We start from the raw sequence: 20042 nt of genomic DNA, 5'->3' as shown, positions 1-20042 counted from the left end.
AAAAGAAAATGACTAATTAAATTAACTTGATTTTATACTCATGATACTATCTTTGCTTATTTTTTCAATTACTAGTAACTCAATACAAATAACTATGGTTCCAACTCCGTATCCCATTGGGGCTAAATACCACAAGTTCTCATTAATCATTGCTCCAAGAAATCCTGATACACATAGAATTCCACATATAAGTAATGTATACTTTAGTTTTTTATAACCTTTCTCCTTGGGTATAAACATAAATGATGCCAAAAATGCTAGCCCCATAAACATTCCCCATGCTAAATAATCGATAGCCATTTCTATTGAAGGCCACTTACCAATTTGAAAATAATCAGGTATATTTATTCCTGATTTTATCAGCTTCTCAGTTACTGCAAGGTTTACAAAATGAGTAACATTTGTAAGTATCATATTTCCAGTTACAAAAACTACCGATACTATTCTGTATGGTTTTGTTACTTCATTTTCACTTGATGGTAAAAATAATATTAATAGTACCATAAATACCCCAGAGATCATTGTAATAATTTCAAAAGCAGTTAACCAAATTTTTGAACTTGTTACAATCAACATGAATGTAACTAAAATAAATGCTGAACATAAACTAATACCTGTATAAGCTATACTTTTTCTATTCATTTAACTTCTCATCCCCATCTCAAATAAAAAACACATCAAATGATTATATTTATTAATTGTAATTTAGTTAATGGTAATTATACCATATTCATCTATTATAATTAACTACTTAAAACTTAATTTCAAGATAAGTTGTACTTTTTTTACACCTAATTACTCAATTTTCAACTATTGAATAGAGCTCATCAACTCAAAGAAATATTTTGTATCTTGAGTTTTATAAAGATTGTACCAAGGATTTAAGGTTTGTGGTGAAAATACCTCTAGAATTTTCAATATATGAAAAGTAAATTCAAGAGGAGCTATTCCAGAGGCAGTAATCAAACTTCCATCAGTTACTGCACATTCTTGCTTATAATGTTCTTCTCCTAAATAGCTTGGGCAGACCATTTTAAGATATCCTAGGTCATTGCTTGTATGAGCTCTCTTATTCAATATTCCTTTCATAGCAAGTCCAATTGTTGCACCACAAATTGCCCCTACAACAATACCTTTCTCTAAACATTCTTCAGCTATTTTTATAATGGGAGTATGAATTGCTTCAGTCCATGTATTACCACCTGGTAAAATCAAAGCAACTGTCTCTTCAATATTACAATCCTTTAGTTCAATTTCTGGCAATATCTCTAAACCACCCATTGTAGTAATAGGGTTTTTGTTAATTCCTAAAGTTACTATTTTTAAAGGCCTTACTCCCTTTTTGTAGTATCTTCCAGAATTAATTTCAGCACTTAAATAACCCACTTCCCAGTCTGCCATTGTATCAAATACATAAAGATATACTTTGTTTTTCATTTTCTATTCCTCCACTTTCATTCTCTTAGTACTATTTATCATAGGATGGTTTCAATCTCCATCTAAAGAAATTATATATTATCTTTACTGACAAACTCAGTCAGTGGAGATAGTAGTCTAGCAAATCTTTAAGAATTGATGCCATAGCAGCTTTAAAACTATTTGGTTCAATCACCTTTATTGCTTTACCATATGGAAGTATAATATGAGGAACATAGTTATGGATTGAGTATTCATCCATCAAAAAAATCAAACTGCATTCAGTTTGTTTTATCAGATGATATCCTAAAAACCAATGTGAACTTAGGTCATTTAATGCTTCTGTCTTGCCCTCAATCACTAAAGTACAAAGTCCTGCTTTACTTTCTACATCCGCTAATAAGCTTTCTGTAAAAAACTCACGCGCAGAAAAAGCTTCAGGTCGCTTAAATGTATTTTTAGTGTTTAAAATATTCATTATTCTATCTACTCTAAAGTTACGAATTTCATTTCTAAGATGACAAAATGCAACAACGTACCATTTATTGTTCCAGTAAAGTAGCCCATAGGGGTCAATAACCCTATTTTTAGGATGCCCTTCATATCCTGTACGATATTCAATTTCCATGGAGCATTCATTTGCAACAGCTTGCTCTAGTTCCATTAATATAGGTTTTATAGCTGGATCACAAATACGGCTCACTACTTCAAACCCAACTAAATGACGACTTAGAACTTTTTCTTGTTTTTGATTTGAAAACATCTTTAACTTTGATGTTGCATTATTTAGTGATTCCGTAAAAGGATATCCTGATTCCATTGCAAAAACAGCAGCATGCAAAAGTGATTTTTTCTCTTCAATATCAAAAAACAGAGGTGCTTGTATAAAATCATTAAGCAAACTATATCCGCCGTTATGACCAGGTTCCGATATTATTGGCACTCCACTAACACATAGTGCATCAATATAACGATAAACTGATCGTATGTTTATTTCTAACCTTTCAGATATTTGCTTTGCAGTTATTTTTGTACCTGAATTAAGCATCCATAAAATTGCTAGCATATTATCATTTTTAGGCATAATGTTCCCCCTAATCTGTTTAACCATTAAATTTTATTGTTTTTAAAAACTTATACCATTTCTTATTATTAAATCATCTGAGACTCATTTTCCTGTGATTATTTTAGTTGGTTTGGCATCTGCTACAAATATCATACTATCATAAAGTTCAGCAGGAGGTTGAAACATTCTGTAACTTGGAGGAAGAAGACGCATAAACCAAGAATAGCTTTCTCCAAGAGTACCCATATTGGTGTATTGTGAAATTAACTCAGATAGTTCGGAATTTTCAGGAACATGTGAAAAATCCAACCAACAAATATCAAGACCAGCCATCTTTGCTGTTTTAGCCAATGGATCATGAGAATAAAACACTTGATTTGTACGCTTTTTAGGAGAGCGTGTTGGCATATTACAACGAGTTCTATAAAAATCTGTACCTATTACATAGTAACCATTGTCTGTTTCATTTGAGAGCAGCTTGCCCATTGAATTAAAGCTACCCCATTTAGCCACATGACCGTTATGACCTGAAATAAAGATACGCTGGAATCCAATTTGTTGCTCTTGTTGTAATATCCACTTAACATTGTCAGCCATAAATTTATCTCTTAATGTTCCAGCATCTGTGTTGGATTCCAATTGGAACTCACAGTATTGTAATAACATATCTGCAAAGTGTACTGCCTCTTCAGAGTTTTTTTTGCCCTCAAGCTCAGTTTTAACCTGAGTTATTATTTCCATTCGTGCATGGTAGTCATACTCACTACTCCATTCTTCACCTTCCATAAGTTTTTCCATGTTCTTTGTGTCTACACTAAATTCCTTGCAAGCTTCCATTAAAAATTGAAAGCTATATGCATATCTTTGCATATCAAAACCATAAAAGCGCAAATCCTCACCATTTGCAGCGTTGTCATTATATTGTCGCATATAAGAAATAAGTTCAGCCATCTCCTCCGTGCGATATATGGCAAAACCAATAGCTGATACTGCTTCTTGAGCTGTACCTTCACCTCCATGTATATAGCTATTTACTTTCTCACTACCACCATAGTCTCCCTCAATCGCAAATGCTCTTACGCCATAATCTTCTACCATTTTTCTGAATACATCAAGCTTAAGCTGTTGAAATTCTACATTCCCGTGTGTAGCCTCTCCTAAAGCTATTACTTTTGAATTTTCTGGTATTTTGATATTATCCACTGATTGTGCATATTTTGCAAATTCTTCTGGATTTATATTTTTTCCTGTACTAAAGCCACCGAAACGCATAAATATAAGTGCTACCAAAACAATTACTCCTAGTAGTCCCAATATTATAGACCTTATCTTAGAGCGTTTTGTTCTTTTTTTCATAACTATATTTCCTTTCATGTTTAATATTAATTTTTCAACATCCTGTTTATTGCACCTCGTGTAATAGTTCTTCAGCAGAGATTTTGAATAATTTTGCAAGTGTAATTAAATTAGATGTACTTGGATCAGATGTTCCATTCTCCCATTTAGATACCGCTTGTCTGCTTACACCGATTGCCTCTGCAACAAATTCTTGGGTCATGTTACATTCCTCTCGATGCTGTTTTAAAACTTGACCAAGAGATTTTTTAATGCTTGACTTTTCTTTTCTAACATCTCCTGCTTTGATATATTTAATTAATGCTTTTATAATAAATATACCTACACTGATAAAAGTTATTAATACTGCCAGCCCAATAAGAAGTACTCCTCCAAAAATAGCTCCTCCTAAAAAATCAAGTTTCATACTAACCACTCCTTTCTTAAATTTATTTTATCGATATTCTGTGGTTGCCACCATCAACTATTACGATATTTTCAGTTGCGCTTCGGTTGCACAGGTAAAAAACAGCACTTTTTTATATACATTCGATAGACCTAACTATTTAAACCATTAAATTTATCTGGAATGTAAAATAAAAAAAGACCGTATATTCTTTTTTAATAATACGGTGTCATCTTAAACATATTTTAAAATCACAAATCTAATCTCATATAAATACAATCATCCATAGGACTGTTATTATATGATTCTATCTCATAAAATCCAAATTTCTTATATAACTTTATTGCACCTTCTAAAAAAGGAAAAGTATCTAAGAGCATAACCTTATATCCTATTTCTTTAGAATCTTCAATAATCCTCTCTACTAACTTATTTGCAATCTTTTTACCACGAAATTTAGGTTTAACATATAATCTCTTCATCTCACATTTTTCATTATCTATCTTTTTTAAAGCAATACATCCAGCTACTTCATTCTCAAATATAGCTATATATAACCGTCCTTCTGGTAGTCCATATTTACTAGATAGATGTTTAAGTTCATAATCAAAATTTTGAACTTGTAAGTATTTTTCAAAACTTGGATCATTAAATACAACCATTTCTGTATATTCTAAAAATAACTCCGCAATTTCTTTACTATTATCATAGCCCAACTTAATTTCTATTGACATCCCCAAACTTCCTTTCTGCTTATGTATCTTGCTCTTTTCTTAGTTTTCATGTACCTCTTTTTTTTATCATGGGCCTCTCTTATTTACTCATAATCCTATACTTATACTTCATGAACTTCTTTATTTTGATGGGCCTATTATATTTCTTTATAAATCTGATGTACCTTTGATGAACCTAATAAAATCTACCTCAATATCATTTTCAAAGTGAGTTAATCTTCATATAAATCTCCACTATTTTCTTTATTAAGTGTACCTTCTAACTCAATCATCAAGAATCTTGATAAACTCTTAACTACAGGTCTATGTCTAATTCCTTTAGGAACAATAATAAATTCTCCTTCATTTACTTCAATTGATCCTTGATCGGTTTCTAAATAAAAACTACCTTCAATCACATAAAATAATTCATCTGAACCTTCATGAACATGAAAATCCAATGTGCGATTCTCTACATTGACAACACTAAGAACATGTCCATTTAATTGACCAATCTTGTCATATACATACAACTTATCAACCGAATTTACTGCTGATTTCAAATTTACTTTTTCTAACATAATACCTCTCCTATAATATAAATTTTATAAAATCTTATTAATATCCTTCTTTAATAAGTGGATTTCCCTCTTTGTCCACTAATACAGTTAAACCACCAGCATATCCCTCATGAGTAAATAAATACTGGACACCTGTTTCTTTATCTACTATTATTTTGCATGCTGAAAGACCATTTTCTTTATAAATTACCTGAAATCTATCATCTGCATTCGACTTCCCACCAAACATTTTACTTCCCCCTTTTTTATTTTTCATATTTGTCAATTACTTCTCTATAATTTACCTCTGAAAAAATGCCTTACATTCTTCAATATGGCATGTCTAAAGTGTAGTTAAAACGGATTATTTTCCATTCTTTAGAGACTTCATTATACTCTATTTCCATTATTCCACACATATCTACCTGAAATACATGTCTTTTATAAACTGGAACGTTTAGTAAATGGCATATTAAAAGTCTAATATAACCTTCATGAGATACAAGAAAAACATCTTCACCTCTTTTTATGATTTCATCTAATAAACTTTTTTGTCTTATCATAACCTCTTCACCAGTTTCACCATCTGGAAATCTAACATCCATATTATGAGAACTGAAGTCTCTCCAGAACTCAGGATATCTCTCTATTATTTCTTTTTTATCCATTGACTCTATTCGACCATTATCAATTTCATTAAGCCGTTTATCTTTTTCAATAGCTATCCCTTTATGCTCTGCTAAATATTTTGCTGTTTGGCTAGTTCTAATATATTCGCTTACTATAATTCTTTTTATTTCTAAATGCTCAAAAAAATCTATCAATCTCTTTGCCATTTTCTTTCCCTTTTCAGTCAATGGTTCATCCTGATGTTTTAAAATTTCATTGTAATATTCCCCCAACTCTTTATCCCCATGTCTTGATATAAATACCTTCACTTTATATAACCCCCCCTTATCAATATCTATTTTTGTATTTTTCTTTAGCCTTATTTGTATAAAGCTTAATAAATTCTGTTTTACTATTTGTATAACCATCACGGTTATGCTCAAACTTTTTCCATAACTCAATCTTCAATTTCTCATATTTCTTTGCTATATCAGGGTTTTCATTAAGATAATCTCTAAAATACAATTCATCATTATCTCCTAAATACCTTAAGTGTAGATGGTACACTTTTTCTTGAAATCCCTTATCTGTATAACCTTTATTTAAGGAAATTCTTTTTTCGTCCTCAGACATACATAGATAACCATCATTAATAAGTATTTCTTTTAGATCTCTTATATTGCAATCTTGTGATACCTCCACAATAATATCAATAATTGGTTTCGCACATATGGTTTTTATAGCTGTACTTCCAATATGATTAATCTTTTCAACTAGATTATTGGGTATTATGCTTTGAAGATGCGTTAGTTCCTCTTCATAAAACTTCTCCCAAGAGTTTTGATGTTCTACTAAAAATATAGGGAACAGCTGCCATAGTTCTTCAAGGCTCATTTCTGATAATTTTTTACTCATAGATACTTACTCCAATTTAAAACTTATTTCTTAATAACCCATTTTTTAAATCAATTTTTGTGGTTTAAAGTGTAATTTTTAATTACATTGCTCCCTATAAATATTTATAATATCGATATTTGTCCATTATCATAAATAACCATTTCTTCATTGGTAATTTTATAAACATTATATTTTTCTTCTTTTATTGCTTGAGAATAATATTCCTCTCTACCCTGATCATAATGACAAAATATAATACCATTAAATAAACCTAATGCATCAAAGTTTTCTAATCCAATTTGGTTTTCATCAAAAGGTAAGACATGTTCAACATTTCTTGTTACTAGATGCGTTCCTGCACTTCTTCCAATATACATAACACCTCTACTTAAATATTTTACTATTTCTGAAGCAAACCCACATTCATTTATCAATTTTACTAATGTAAAGGTGTTACCCCCACATACATAAATAATATCAATGTCTAAATTACAGTAGTCATTGCTGTTTGCTTCATCAAAAATAATGATATTGTCTTTACTAAATCCAGAAACAAGCAATTCATTTATATATTTATCTGGAGGATATGTTCCACTTAAAGCTGTTGGTATTAAAAGTATTCTCGTTATTCGTACATCCTTCTTTAAATGGCTCAAGATTTTATTTTTTATAACAGAATTTCCAAAGGCTTTTGAGGTTAAAAATAACTTCACATATTTCGCCTCCTAAACATATTTCACTTTAGTTTACCTATTAACATTAATATAGACATTACTTTTTTTCATTTCCATGTTTAAAATTTCCTGTTGCTTTTGCCATAATCAATTGTCCTGACTTTACATCAGTATTTTCTATTCGTACCAAAAACTTGCTGCTTTCTTTCTCTTTTAATATTGTAACTAGTTTCCCACCCCAATATATAAAAACTTTGTTATCTTTTGAAACTTTATATGAAAAAGGCTCTTCATCAAGCCTATTACGTTTATCCACTTCACCCAATTACATATCTCCCCCTTGAGTTTTCAACTTAGTTATCATTATATGTTATTCAGGCACATTATAAGCAAATGGTACCAACTCAGTTACAGATACTTTTCTAAGTTCACTTTTATCATTAACAATGACTTTGCAACTTGGCATATAATCTATAAGAACTTGTCTGCAATTACCACATGGAGGTAAAATCTCATCACCATTTTCTCCTCTAAGGGCAACTATAGATTCAAATTCTCTTTCTCCATTAGTTATCGCTGCTCCTATAGCTATTAGCTCTGCACAGGCCCCATGCATTGAATAGATATTTACTCCTGTGTATATATTCCCATTTTTACATCTAACAGCTGCACCTACTGTATGATTAAACTTTATATTATCATAATTCTTTTTTATTGCCTCTGAGGCTCTTTTAATAAGTTCTAAATCTTTTTCTTCTAAATTTCCCACTTTCTTTTCCTCCTTAGTCAAAATATTTCTAGCTAAATAATCGTTTATAAAATCATTCTAATAAGGCAATCCTAAAAAGCAAAATCTTATGACATCAACAAGCCCATGTCCAATCATTGCTGAAGTTATATCTCTTTTTCTTTGTAAAAAAGCAAATGGTAAGCCAAACAAAATTGTTAAGATAATCATTGCCATGATTCCTGAAATTACACCTTGATTAACAAACTGCTCGGGTGTATGAATCATCACATGAGGAATTGTCATCATAAAATAACAAGTGAATCTTTGAAACCTTGTGTTGATTTCACCTTTAAGCATATATAGGCATAATGAATATATAAATGCCCTTAAAGCAATTTCTTCATATACACCTGGACTTAATGCTACTAAGAAATACGAGATCTTAATATTGAAATTAAGAGTTTTACCACTAATAAAAAGATTAATACCTCCCAATACAACACCGACTATAATTCCAATCCCAATAGTTATCAATATAGATTTTATATCATTGGCCTTTAACAGTTTTAAAGAGTTTTTTTCATATAAATTAAATATACTGAACATAGCTAAAGATGTTAAAAAAGTAATTAAAAACCCTTTAATGGATGAAAATGATATTCCTTGATAAGCTACAAACATTAAAAATCCAAATACTAATGAAATTAATACTTGATTTTTCCTAGGGAGTTTATTTTTAATTAAAATTATGATAGATAGTATAAGCACACAAAAATCTAATACTAACCACATCATTGATGTATATCCAATATTTGTTTTTATTCCAAAGTTAATTAAAAATAGTGCTATAAAACCTATGAATACTGCCCAAATTTTTATTAATCCAATATTTCTTTTCATAAATACTCTCCAAGTTAAATTTATAGTTTGTTCCTATTTAGTGAATAAGTGAAATTACAATATAACCCTATTGCTATTCCACCAATTATCAAGACTAGAACCTTTATAAGTTTTGCATCACTAATTAAACTTTCAGCTACTGAACTCTCGATTATACCTGCATTTTCAAGTACAAATTGTAGTGAACTAATTTTGCTGTAAATTATTCCAATAGTTGCTGCTATTAACACAAATACTACAGCTTGAACTACTCTGTTATTCCATACTTTTCTCATAACTACTCCCCTTTATTAATCACCCTTTAACTTTATCTTCTAACTTTCTACCTCTTAAAAACAGAAATGAAGCTACCATCAACAATGTTAGTTGAAAAGCTTCTGCACCTGCTTGTAGGGTTTCAGATAAATATTGGTTCAGAAAAACTCTTCTTACCCTTCAATCATGAAGAAAATGGCAAATATAACGTTATGTATTTTTTTCTTCTCTCTAAATAACATAATATTAATGATTATTAATATTATATAAGAAACCACTCGAATAATTTGTCCAATCATCTTAACACCTCATCTATTATTTCTTATGTGTATGCTTAGAAATTGTATTTAAAAATAATATCTACTTTTTCTTAATTAATATCAATGGATTTATCTAAATTAAGTTCCATGAAATAATATCTACTATTGTTTCCTATACAATGAAATTTAAATTGATCAAACAGTTTTTTATATCCTGTATGCAGCTTTTCATTTATCAAATTTTCATCAATACTCTTAAGAAATCCATCATAAACGGGTATACCATATATCAACTTAACACCTTCTTTTTTGCATTGTATTATGACTTTTTTTAATAAGTCTTTTATTATTCCTTTTCCTCTATACTCCTTTTTAATAAAAAAGCATGATATAACTCTTGTATCTTTATCACTCTTAATATCTATCAATTTTTTCAAATAAGGAGAATCTTTTGCTGATAAACATTGGCACCATGCAGCTGGTTTATTATCAATGTAGTAAATATAACCATCACTACATTTGCTAGTAATATTTCTTCTTAACTCTTTAGCTTCTTCAACATTCATATTCATCCACTTATCTATATTATCTGCTGAAAAATAGAAAGTACATTGACAATTCTCACATTTGTCATTACTAAATAAACTAAAAAAATCCGAAAGATTGTTATCAGATATTTTTTCTATATAATTTGTCATCTCTTTTTCTCCATTCTATATTAATTCTTGCTCCAACAATTACTACTCAATACGATATTTCCCTTCATTCACCTCTTTTTCATTTATATATCCAACATTTTCATATCCTTTTGACTGCACATAAACATACATATTAGATATTAAATTTGAATCTTTACACCAAAACATAACCTGAGAACAATCATATACTCCAAGTATGATTTGACAATCACTTTTTAAAAACTCTTCATAATTTGATATATCCTTAATGTGTCCATCTTTAAAAAATCCTTTTAAGGTTACAAACACCATATAGTAAGTATTAGTTTTAGATGTTTCATATAGTTTTTCTCCTGATATCATAACATTTTCATTAAATAGAAATTTATTTGAAAATTCATCATTGTCTACTAGGTGTATTTCATCATTATCTATTACCCAATCATACAAACTTACTGGTAACGGTTCTAATATCTCTGATAAATATTTTCCGTACTCATTTGGAATTTCAAATATTACTCCAACATCCTTCATTTGATTTCCTCATTTCTCAAATAAACTTTTATAATCTTTATTTTTGACTTCCCATTATATTTAAAATCTATTTTGATAAATTAAACACCATAGGAGTAAAACGAATTCCATTTATTGTTTGCTCATCATTTGTTGCTGTAAATCCCATATTATAATAGAATGGCTTGCCATATGGTGATGAATTAACAGTTAACTCTTTAACCTCTGGGTTTTGCTTTTTTACATCTTTAACTAGCTGCTTAAATATACTAGCTGCTACACCCTTCCTATGGTACTCTTTATCCGTAAAAACCATAGATATATGCGAAACTCCTCTCATAATAAAAATTCCAATAAGCTTATCATTATCAAAAGCTCCCCACATACGATTATTACCGTTTCTACAAGCGTTTTTAAACTCTTCATTTTCAATTACATCTTTTTTAAATGCATTTACCCCTTCCAAGCCATAATCAGGTGCTTCAAATTCCATAAAAATCCTTAAAGCCAGTTTAAAGGCATACTCTAGTTCACAAGATTCTAATCTTCTTACATCATATTCCATAATACTCTCCCCATACATCAAAATATTATATCAACCACACACTTCTCTCTTGTTGATGTCTCATTTTCAAAATCAATGAAGTATTTATAATCATTAGCAAAGACAAGAGCATCACTTAAAGTAACCTTTAATATACATGTGTTTTTATCCTTCTCATTTACATGTTTATCATAGAAAACAAAAAAGACCTTTTTTAGTTCCTCTCTTAGTTTCTCATTTCCTTTATCTAATGGATTCCCTATATTTTCTCCTGTACCATGAGCTACAAACAAATTATGGTTTAAAGCAACATTTTTATTTTTAGATATCTCTTTCATTTTGTTGCTTAATGCATAGCTTGTAATATAAAAAGCTTTATCTTTATAATAAGCATTTATAACCCTGATATTTGCCTTATCTCCATTAACTGTAGCAAGAGACATAGCTACATCTTTTCCATATAGCTCCTTCATAACAGAGATTGCTTCATTAAAATAATTATCCATTTTATTCTCTCCTATCAATTCCATTTTTTATAGCTTCAGCCAAACCTTTAGGATTCTCCCAAGCCATTGAATGTCCAGCATTTTTAACAACTTCTATATGTATCCCTTCTTCAGCTAAAAACTGCATATCTGGATCTGGTAAAGACTCTTCACCAAATATAAAAGTTCTTGGACAATTTAATGAGTATAACAATTCTCTCCAAGAAGGGATATCTCCCTCGATAGCAGATTTAGATATTAAGTACATAGCTTTAGGTAAACATACTGAAAAACTTCCTGTCCATATTTCACTCGAATGTTTTTTGCTTCTAGTTATAATTTCTTGAAATCCTTCCTTAATAAAGTCATTCATCTCATACTCAGCTATAGCTTTACTTGTAAATCCGCCACCTTTATCTAAATTTGCTTCAGATAAAATTAATCTATGTACCTTGTCTTTACACAAGTTAGCTAATGTGATTCCAACAGCACCTCCAAGACTATGAGCAAATATAATAAGCTTTTCTAAGCCTAAAAACTCAACAAAATCACTTAGGTATTCTGCATGGGCTTTTACACTATATTCAAAATCATCTGGTTTGTCGCTAAATCCTGATCCAAGTAAATCAATAATTATTTTTCTATGTCCTGCTAATTCCTCTTGAGCTGCAACCTCTGGATAGTCAAAGGAACCTGCGCATCCTAGTCCATGTATAAATAGTATAGGCATTTCTTTTCCTGGGAAATCATGATATCTCATACGTGTTTTTTTATCTTTTAAAATAAATTCTTTCATTATTACATCCCCTTAAATCATTTCTGATACATATATGTCTATTATATCATCCCCTTCCAATTTTATGTAGTTTTGATCTATTCTTTCAATACTTAAACTTCTTAAATTTTGTTTTATAAACTATTTGGTATATAATGTATTTAATTTATTAATAGTTATTGACGTTATTCAAGGGAGATTGATTATGAAAAGCAGTAATGAAGATTTACGTAAAAGAGGTTTTATTTTCAAAGAAGATATTCTTAAATTTCAGCACTTAACTAATAGTGAACTATTTCTACTAATAAACTCACAAGTTTCAGAAGTTATTGATGCTATTGGCTTTTTATTATTCTATAACCCTGACCATGTTAATGATAATTTTTTCAAATCAATCACTGATACCCTAGACAAGTATTCAGATAATAACTTGATAGTTTGGAAGTGTGTATGTTGTCTCTCTTCTTTTAGAACAAAGGCTAGTATTGATGTATTAAACCAAATTATAGCTAGCAATGAAAATCATATAATAAAATCTGAAGCACAGCGTTCTCTAAGGTTGATATCAGAGTATAAACATAAAGAAGGTAGTCATTAGCGACTACCTTCTTTATGTTTATTAAATAAATTTATTTGTTTAACAGTTCTTATCTTAATAAGAATAAAACTAATATTCCTAAGACAATTCTATACCATCCAAATACATTGAAGTTATGTTTTCTAATGTAACTCATTAAGAATTTAATACATACTATAGAAACTACAAATGCACTTACCATTCCTACTATTAGTATTCCAAGTTCTGTGCTAGTAAAACTTCCTTCAAACTTGATTAGTTTTAAAAGGCTTGCTCCAGCCATTATTGGAACTGCTAAAAAGAAAGTAAATTGTGCTGCAACTGGTCTTGCAATTCCAAGTAAAAGAGCCCCTATTATAGTTGAACCTGATCTTGAGGTTCCTGGGAAAACTGCTGCTACTAGTTGAAAAACTCCTATTATAAAAGCAGATTTATATGTAATATCTGCAATCGAATTAACTTTAGGACTTTTATTTTTGTTCCATTTTTCTATTACTAAAAATGCAACTCCCACTAATATAAGCATTATTGCTACAACTTTGCTGTTAAAGAAAAGAGAATTTAATTCATCTGACCATAGTACACCAACTATTCCTGCTGGTATTGATGCTATGACGATTTTAACCCACATATTTATTTTTTCCATATCTAATTTAAAGCCACCCTTTACTTCAAAAGGAACTAGATCTTTAAAATAAATAACTATAACCGCTAATATTGATCCAAACTGAATTATTACTAAAAATAAATCCATAAAGTTTGAACTTACGTTTAATTTTAATATTTCATCTACTAAAATCATGTGTCCAGTACTGCTAATAGGCAGCCATTCTGTAATCCCCTGTATTATCCCTAATATCAGTGCTTTTAAAAATTCCATGAAACTCCTCCGTATAATAATATATTTTACGCCTGTTTAACAAACTGGCTGTTATAAAGGTTGCAGTAGAAGCCTTTTTCTTCAAGTAGTTTTTCATGACTTCCTTGTTCTATTAGTTTTCCATCCTTCATAACAAGTATTATATCCGCATCTTTTATAGTTGACAATCTATGAGCTATTACGAAACTAGTTCTATCTTTCATCATTGTTGCAAAGGCTTTTTGTATCTTGACTTCTGTTCTTGTATCTATTGAAGATGTAGCTTCATCTAAAATCAATATTGGTGGTAGACAAAGCATAACTCTTGCTATACACAGTAGTTGCTTTTCTCCTTGAGATAAACTTTCGCCATCATCTGATATTACAGTATCATATCCATGAGGCATTCTTTTGATAACACCATGAACATGAGCAAGCTTTGCAGCATTTATTATTTCTTCCTCAGTTGCATCTGGTTTTCCCATAGTTAAGTTTTCTCTTATTGTTCCAGACTTAAGCCAAGTTTCTTGAAGAACCATTCCATAATTAGATCTTAAACTCTTTCTACTTATTTCACGAATATCATACCCATCTACCATTATACTTCCTTTATCTATTTCATAAAAGCGCATTAGCAAATTTATTATAGTTGTTTTTCCACATCCTGTTGGGCCTACTATCGCAATTCTTTGTCCTGACTTTACTTTGATGTTTAAATCTTCAATGAATTTTTTATCTTGGGTATATGAAAAATCAACATCATTTAAAACAACATCACCCTTTACTTCTCCAAGTTCTATTGCATTAGGTGCATCAAGAACTTCTGCTTTTTCTTCTATAAGCTCAAATACACGTTTAGCACAAGCTAATGCATTTTGAAGTTCAGTTACAACTCCTGATATCTCATTAAAAGGTTTTGTATATTGATTTGCATAATTTAAGAAGCTAGTTAAAACTCCAACTGTCAAGTTTCCATTTATAACAGAAATCGCTCCAAATATTCCAACTCCAGTATATACTAATCCATTTACAAATCTTGTAGCTGGGTTGGTTATTGATGAGTAAAATATAGCATGTAAAGATGCCTTTTCTAATCTAGAGTTTATTTCTCCAAAGTTTTTCGCAGCTTCTTCTTCATAACTAAAAGCTTGAACTACCTTTTGATTTCCTATCATTTCATCAACAAAAGCAGTCTGTTCTCCCCTTATTTCTGATTGAAGTTTAAACATGCTATAGGTCTTTTTCGCAATATAACTAGCAACAAATATAGAGACTGGAGTTAAACATACAACTATAAAAGCTATTGATACATTTTCTCTAAACATGAAGAAAAGAGTTCCTAAAATAGTGATTACCCCTGTAAAAAGCTGAGTGAAGCCCATCAAAAGGCCATCAGCAAATTGGTCAACATCAGCTATAACTCTGCTTACAATTTCCCCATAAGACTTGCTGTCTATATACTTTAAAGGCAATATCTCAATCTTTTCAAAAGCATCTTTTCTTATGTCATTTATAACATTATAAACAACTTTATTGTTACAGATATTCATACCCCATTGTGATAAAGCCGTTATTGCAGTATATAAACCTATGCTTTTAAGTACTTTTATAAGTCCATAGGTATCAACTTTATTTACTCCTACTATACAATCGATTCCATCACCAATTAAGGTTAATATATAAAGTGTTGAGGCTACTGATACTGCTGCAAGTATTATTGATAAAGTTATATATGTCCAATATTTCTTAACATAGATTAATACCTTCGCCATTGTTTCTTTTTGATGTTTCAGTTGTTTTACCTTACTCATTTTTTTCACCCTCTTCCACTTTCTGCTTTAGAATACTGTGAATAATATATTTCTTGATATACTTGGCAAGTTTCTAGTAATTCTTGATGTGTTCCAATACCTACTACTTTTCCTTCATCTAACACAACTATCTTATTTGCATGTTCAATGGCAGAAGTTCTTTGAGATACAATAAACACTGTTGGCTTACTTTTCATTTTTCTTATAGCAGCTCTTAACTTAGCATCTGTTGCAAAATCTAAAGCAGATGCACTATCATCTAATATTAAAATCTCTGGTTTTCTAACTAATGCTCTAGCTATTGTAAGTCTTTGCTTTTGTCCACCAGATAAGTTTTTTCCGCCTTGTTCAATAAAGCTATCTATTCCCTTATCTTTTTTCAAAACAAACTCTTTTGATTGTGAAATCTCTAAAGCTTCCTCTATATCCTCATTAGAGGCATTCTTTTTACCACAATAAAGATTTTCTTTTATAGTACCTTTAAATAGTATAGCTTTTTGCATTACTATCCCTATTTTTCTTCTTAAATCTTCTATATTATAGTCTTTGACATTTACTCCATCTATAAGAAGTTCCCCTTCAGTAGCATCATAAAATCTTGGAAGTAAGCTTACGAAAGAAGATTTTCCTGAACCAGTTCCACCTATAATTCCAATGGTTTCTCCCTTTTCAACTTTAAGATTAACTTCAGATAAGGCATTTTCTCCTTCATTATGATATTTTAATGCAACATTTCGAAATTCAATAAATGTACCATTAGTATTTTTTTCTTCTATATTAATTACCTTGTTATCTTCCTTATTAATCTTAGGATGAATTTCAAAAATTGACTGTACGCGGTTTCCACATGCAAAGGCTTTAGTCACTGAAATGATTAAATTTGCTAATTTAATAAGCTCAATCAATATTTGAGACATATAACTTACAAGTGCTATTACCGCTCCTGTTGTTAAAGCACCGCTGTTAACTCTTATAGCTCCTGTATATAAAATCCCTACAATAGCTGCATTTACAATGATGTATGTTACTGGATTCATGAATGCAAGAATTCTACCTACAAAAAGCTGTAACTTCTTTAAAATCTCATTATTTTTCTTAAAAGTTTCTATTTCTTCCTCTTCTTTATGAAAAGCGCGTATTACACGAGCTCCAATAAGATTTTCTCTTGTATTTTTTAATACAGTATCAAGAGCTATCTGAACCTTTTTATAAAGAGGTATACTTACAAACATTACGCCAAAAACAATTATTGAAAGAACAGGTATTGATATAAGAAATATTAGTGCTGATTGAACATCAATTGTAAAGGCCATTATCATTGCACCTATAACTATAAATGGCGAACGCATAAATAACCTTAGTACCATATTTACCCCAGCTTGAATCTGGTTTATATCACTTGTCATTCTAGTAATCATTGTTGATGTACCTAACTTATCCATCTCTGAAAAACCTAAAGCTTGAATATGATCAAACAATCTTTGTCTTAAAATTGTTGAAAAACCAACTGCGGCTTTAGCTGAATAATATTGTGCTGTAATTGAACAAACTAATCCTATTATTCCAAGAGCTATCATAATGGTGCACATCTTAAAGATATACATCTTATCTCCATTTTTAATACCAACATCTATGATTGATTTCATAACTATTGGAATAAATAATTCAAAAGCAGCTTCTAACATCTTAAATAAAGGTGCTAATATAGATTCTTTTTTATAATCTTTTAAATGAATTAATAATTTCCTCATCTCACCACTCCTAATAATATTAAACATGTATAAATAGATTTTTACAAAAAAGTTAGCGTTCTATTCTAATTTTTAAGGATAATCAAATTTAATTTTTATCTACTAAAATATAGTATACAGTTTTTTCATATATATAAAAAATACTTATTTTAGCTATGATCCATACAAAAATAATATGGTATACTTAATTTAGGGTGATTATATGGATTTAAAACAACTAAAATATTTTTTAACTATTGCTGAAGAAAGGCAGATTACAGCAGCTGCAAAAAAACTACATATAGCTCAACCTCCCCTAAGTTATCAGCTGAATCTTTTGGAACAAGAACTAGGTGTAACTTTAGTAAAACGTGGCCCTAGAAACATTGAATTAACTGACGCTGGTAGACTCCTCTACAAACGTGCAGAACAATTACTTGATATTGCTGCCATAACTAAACGTGAGGTTGAGAACTGTGGGAAAGGGTTATCTGGTGTGTTATCTATAGGTGCAATATCTTCCTCTGGAGGTATAATTCCTAATTTTAATATGCTTGAATTTACTGAACATTATCCAGATGTCCGTTTTGAAATTTATGAGGGAAATACTTTTTCTGTTATAGAAATGCTAGAAAAACGTATTATTGAGCTTGGAATAATAAGAACTCCCTTTAAACACAACATGCTAGAGTGCCGTTATGCTTCATTAGAACCTATGGTTGCTGTTATGAAAGAGAAATTTATATGTGGAGAAGCTCAAAATGTTATAACTATTGAAGAACTTAAAGACAAGCCTCTGATAATCTACAGAAGATTTGAAGAACTTATTTATGATGTTTTTAAAGAGTTTGAAATAAAACCCTTTATCTGCTGCAAAAATGATGATGCAAGAACTACACTAAATTGGGCTAAAGAAGGGTTTGGTATAGGAATAGTTCCAAGATCAGCTCTTTTAACTATGGATTGTTCCGAACTTATAGTTAAAGATATACTTCACGATAAAATGCATACAAGAATTGCAGTTACTTGGCTAAAAAACTCCTCCTTATCTCCACTTGCAGAAAGGTTTATTGAATTATTTCAGGAGTGATTTGTATATAATAATTGTATATCTAATTATATTTTCATATAAATTATATATATAAAGTTTATATTCTTGGTGAAAGTTTTAATGTAGGATTAAATATAGTAAAAAAACAGGTGGGATTACCCACCTATAATACTTAATATGAGAAAATTACGAATCAATAATCATAATTAATTATGATTATGATAATACAATGCCTTTTTCTATTTTATTTCCTTTTAAAAATTCTTTTACCTCAAGAGGTTTTCCCCCTGGAAGCTGTAATATTTCTATAATCAGAATACCGTTATTGGTGGCGACTGTAATTCCTTCATTATTTGCATCCATGATATAACCAGGTGGTTTAGTAATACTTGACTCTACTGATTTAGATTTAAATATTTTAATTGGAATATCTTTATAATAAGTATAGGCAGTTGGCCATGAGTTTATATTTTTATATGGCCAAGAACTCAATCCTCTTATTAAATTATGTATGTTAATACTGCTGTCATTCCAATTAATCTTTGCCATTTGCTTGTTTAACATCTGTACATAAGAGCCTCCATCACGCTGTTGTTTTATCCCACAAATTTTACCTATGATGATTCCATCTATTGTTTCCACTAACAGTTCAGCACCGTTTATTTTTAATAATTCGTACAATTCTCCTGCTGTCATAGATTCAGATATGTCAAATTCACTTCTCATAAGCATATCTCCAGTATCTATACCCGTATCCATTAGTATAGTTGTATTTCCAGTTCTTATTTCCCCATTTATTAAACTCCAATTTATTGGTGATGATCCCCTATACTTTGGAAGGAGAGATGCATGTAGATTAATACATCCGAGTCTTGGTATATCAATTATCTGCTGAGTTATTATTTGACCATATGCTACAACAATAATAAAATCAGGTTTTATTTCTTTTAATTTATCAATAATTACAGAGTCTGTTTTTATTTTATCGGGTTGAAAAATTGGAATTCCATTCGATAGTCCCACCTCTTTGATTGGTGAAATTGCTACCTTTTTTCCTCTTCCACTTGGTTTATCAGGTTGAGTTACAATCGCACTTACATTATATTTCTCTATCATTTTCTTCAATGAAGGAACTGCAAAGTCAGGAGTCCCCATAAAAACTATTTTCATAATTGATACCTCCCTTTGATACTACAAAA

Annotated in this window: 26 protein-coding genes; 2 read left to right on the top strand and 24 right to left on the bottom strand. The window is 30.1% G+C overall.

Going from position 1 to position 20042, the window contains the following annotated elements; translation table 11 throughout:
• Window positions 1-21 precede the first annotated feature (21 nt).
• The 20 genes from B3N22_RS20470 to B3N22_RS20375 all read right to left on the bottom strand — a co-directional run bounded on the left by B3N22_RS20470 (window position 22) and on the right by B3N22_RS20375 (window position 12836).
• Complete coding sequence (locus B3N22_RS20470; protein WP_286910103.1) at window positions 22-642, bottom strand: hypothetical protein; 621 nt, start codon at window positions 640-642, stop codon at window positions 22-24.
• A 168-nt stretch (window positions 643-810) separates the two neighbouring features.
• The gene (locus tag B3N22_RS20465; RefSeq protein ID WP_286910101.1) at window positions 811-1437 is read right to left on the bottom strand and encodes a type 1 glutamine amidotransferase family protein; all 627 of its coding nucleotides are present in this window, start codon (window positions 1435-1437) and stop codon (window positions 811-813) included.
• Between the two features lie 100 nt (window positions 1438-1537).
• On the bottom strand, window positions 1538-2500 hold the full coding sequence (locus B3N22_RS20460) for a helix-turn-helix transcriptional regulator (RefSeq protein WP_286910099.1): 963 nt from the start codon (window positions 2498-2500) through the stop codon (window positions 1538-1540).
• Window positions 2501-2584: 84 nt separating this feature from the next.
• Window positions 2585-3838 (bottom strand): erythromycin esterase family protein, encoded by a 1254-nt coding sequence (locus B3N22_RS20455; RefSeq protein WP_286910097.1) that lies wholly within the window; start codon window positions 3836-3838, stop codon window positions 2585-2587.
• A gap of 46 nt (window positions 3839-3884) precedes the next feature.
• Window positions 3885-4244: a helix-turn-helix domain-containing protein gene (locus tag B3N22_RS20450; RefSeq protein ID WP_286910095.1), complete on the bottom strand. Its 360-nt coding sequence runs from the start codon at window positions 4242-4244 to the stop codon at window positions 3885-3887.
• A gap of 230 nt (window positions 4245-4474) precedes the next feature.
• On the bottom strand, window positions 4475-4957 hold the full coding sequence (locus B3N22_RS20445) for a GNAT family N-acetyltransferase (protein ID WP_286910093.1): 483 nt from the start codon (window positions 4955-4957) through the stop codon (window positions 4475-4477).
• 212 nt (window positions 4958-5169) lie between these two features.
• Entirely contained in the window at window positions 5170-5517 is a 348-nt protein-coding gene (locus B3N22_RS20440; protein ID WP_073017212.1) for a cupin domain-containing protein, read from the bottom strand.
• 37 nt (window positions 5518-5554) lie between these two features.
• Entirely contained in the window at window positions 5555-5746 is a 192-nt protein-coding gene (locus tag B3N22_RS20435) for a DUF6440 family protein (protein ID WP_286910090.1), read from the bottom strand.
• Window positions 5747-5825: 79 nt separating this feature from the next.
• Window positions 5826-6434, bottom strand: coding sequence for a histidine phosphatase family protein (locus B3N22_RS20430; RefSeq protein WP_286910089.1), 609 nt, complete (start codon window positions 6432-6434; stop codon window positions 5826-5828).
• Between the two features lie 19 nt (window positions 6435-6453).
• Window positions 6454-7020, bottom strand: a complete 567-nt coding sequence (locus B3N22_RS20425; RefSeq protein ID WP_286910087.1) for a GrpB family protein — start codon at window positions 7018-7020, stop codon at window positions 6454-6456.
• Window positions 7021-7124: 104 nt separating this feature from the next.
• The gene (locus B3N22_RS20420; protein WP_286910085.1) at window positions 7125-7715 is read right to left on the bottom strand and encodes a Type 1 glutamine amidotransferase-like domain-containing protein; all 591 of its coding nucleotides are present in this window, start codon (window positions 7713-7715) and stop codon (window positions 7125-7127) included.
• A 58-nt stretch (window positions 7716-7773) separates the two neighbouring features.
• Entirely contained in the window at window positions 7774-7992 is a 219-nt protein-coding gene (locus tag B3N22_RS20415; protein WP_414632252.1) for a hypothetical protein, read from the bottom strand.
• 54 nt (window positions 7993-8046) lie between these two features.
• Window positions 8047-8445, bottom strand: coding sequence for a cytidine/deoxycytidylate deaminase family protein (locus B3N22_RS20410; RefSeq protein ID WP_238907046.1), 399 nt, complete (start codon window positions 8443-8445; stop codon window positions 8047-8049).
• A gap of 57 nt (window positions 8446-8502) precedes the next feature.
• Window positions 8503-9306, bottom strand: a complete 804-nt coding sequence (locus tag B3N22_RS20405) for a CPBP family glutamic-type intramembrane protease (RefSeq protein WP_286910080.1) — start codon at window positions 9304-9306, stop codon at window positions 8503-8505.
• Window positions 9307-9326: 20 nt separating this feature from the next.
• Window positions 9327-9581, bottom strand: a complete 255-nt coding sequence (locus tag B3N22_RS20400; protein ID WP_286910078.1) for a hypothetical protein — start codon at window positions 9579-9581, stop codon at window positions 9327-9329.
• 350 nt (window positions 9582-9931) lie between these two features.
• A complete protein-coding gene (locus tag B3N22_RS20395) occupies window positions 9932-10519 on the bottom strand; it encodes a GNAT family N-acetyltransferase (protein ID WP_286910076.1) in 588 nt (195 codons plus the stop codon).
• 42 nt (window positions 10520-10561) lie between these two features.
• Window positions 10562-11032, bottom strand: a complete 471-nt coding sequence (locus B3N22_RS20390) for a DUF2691 family protein (RefSeq protein WP_238907051.1) — start codon at window positions 11030-11032, stop codon at window positions 10562-10564.
• Between the two features lie 67 nt (window positions 11033-11099).
• Window positions 11100-11576, bottom strand: a complete 477-nt coding sequence (locus B3N22_RS20385) for a GNAT family N-acetyltransferase (RefSeq protein ID WP_286910073.1) — start codon at window positions 11574-11576, stop codon at window positions 11100-11102.
• Window positions 11577-11593: 17 nt separating this feature from the next.
• Window positions 11594-12061, bottom strand: a complete 468-nt coding sequence (locus B3N22_RS20380; protein WP_286910071.1) for a pyridoxamine 5'-phosphate oxidase family protein — start codon at window positions 12059-12061, stop codon at window positions 11594-11596.
• A gap of 1 nt (window position 12062) precedes the next feature.
• Complete coding sequence (locus tag B3N22_RS20375; protein ID WP_286910069.1) at window positions 12063-12836, bottom strand: alpha/beta fold hydrolase; 774 nt, start codon at window positions 12834-12836, stop codon at window positions 12063-12065.
• 184 nt (window positions 12837-13020) lie between these two features.
• Here B3N22_RS20375 and B3N22_RS20370 point away from each other — a divergent pair, with 184 nt between their 5' ends.
• Window positions 13021-13413: a hypothetical protein gene (locus tag B3N22_RS20370; protein WP_286910067.1), complete on the top strand. Its 393-nt coding sequence runs from the start codon at window positions 13021-13023 to the stop codon at window positions 13411-13413.
• 49 nt (window positions 13414-13462) lie between these two features.
• On the opposite strand, the gene B3N22_RS20365 is transcribed toward B3N22_RS20370, so the two are convergent.
• From B3N22_RS20365 to B3N22_RS20355, 3 genes are read right to left on the bottom strand one after another with little or no spacing between them, the layout of a single operon-like run.
• Entirely contained in the window at window positions 13463-14272 is an 810-nt protein-coding gene (locus tag B3N22_RS20365; protein ID WP_238907056.1) for an undecaprenyl-diphosphate phosphatase, read from the bottom strand.
• Between the two features lie 26 nt (window positions 14273-14298).
• Window positions 14299-16062, bottom strand: a complete 1764-nt coding sequence (locus B3N22_RS20360) for an ABC transporter ATP-binding protein (protein ID WP_286910064.1) — start codon at window positions 16060-16062, stop codon at window positions 14299-14301.
• 5 nt (window positions 16063-16067) lie between these two features.
• Window positions 16068-17813, bottom strand: a complete 1746-nt coding sequence (locus B3N22_RS20355; protein WP_286910062.1) for an ABC transporter ATP-binding protein — start codon at window positions 17811-17813, stop codon at window positions 16068-16070.
• A gap of 202 nt (window positions 17814-18015) precedes the next feature.
• On the opposite strand from B3N22_RS20355, the gene B3N22_RS20350 reads away from it, so the two are divergent.
• The gene (locus B3N22_RS20350; RefSeq protein ID WP_073017253.1) at window positions 18016-18882 is read left to right on the top strand and encodes a LysR family transcriptional regulator; all 867 of its coding nucleotides are present in this window, start codon (window positions 18016-18018) and stop codon (window positions 18880-18882) included.
• Window positions 18883-19059: 177 nt separating this feature from the next.
• On the opposite strand, the gene fmt is transcribed toward B3N22_RS20350, so the two are convergent.
• Window positions 19060-20013 (bottom strand): methionyl-tRNA formyltransferase, encoded by a 954-nt coding sequence (fmt, locus tag B3N22_RS20345; RefSeq protein WP_286910060.1) that lies wholly within the window; start codon window positions 20011-20013, stop codon window positions 19060-19062.
• Window positions 20014-20042 lie beyond the last annotated feature (29 nt).

This window comes from Clostridium sp. UBA1652, assembly GCF_002320975.1.
Classification (GTDB): domain Bacteria; phylum Bacillota; class Clostridia; order Clostridiales; family Clostridiaceae; genus Clostridium_T; species Clostridium_T intestinale.
Note: the sequence above shows the minus strand (reverse complement) of the source record. Positions and strands in the feature narration are given on the sequence as shown.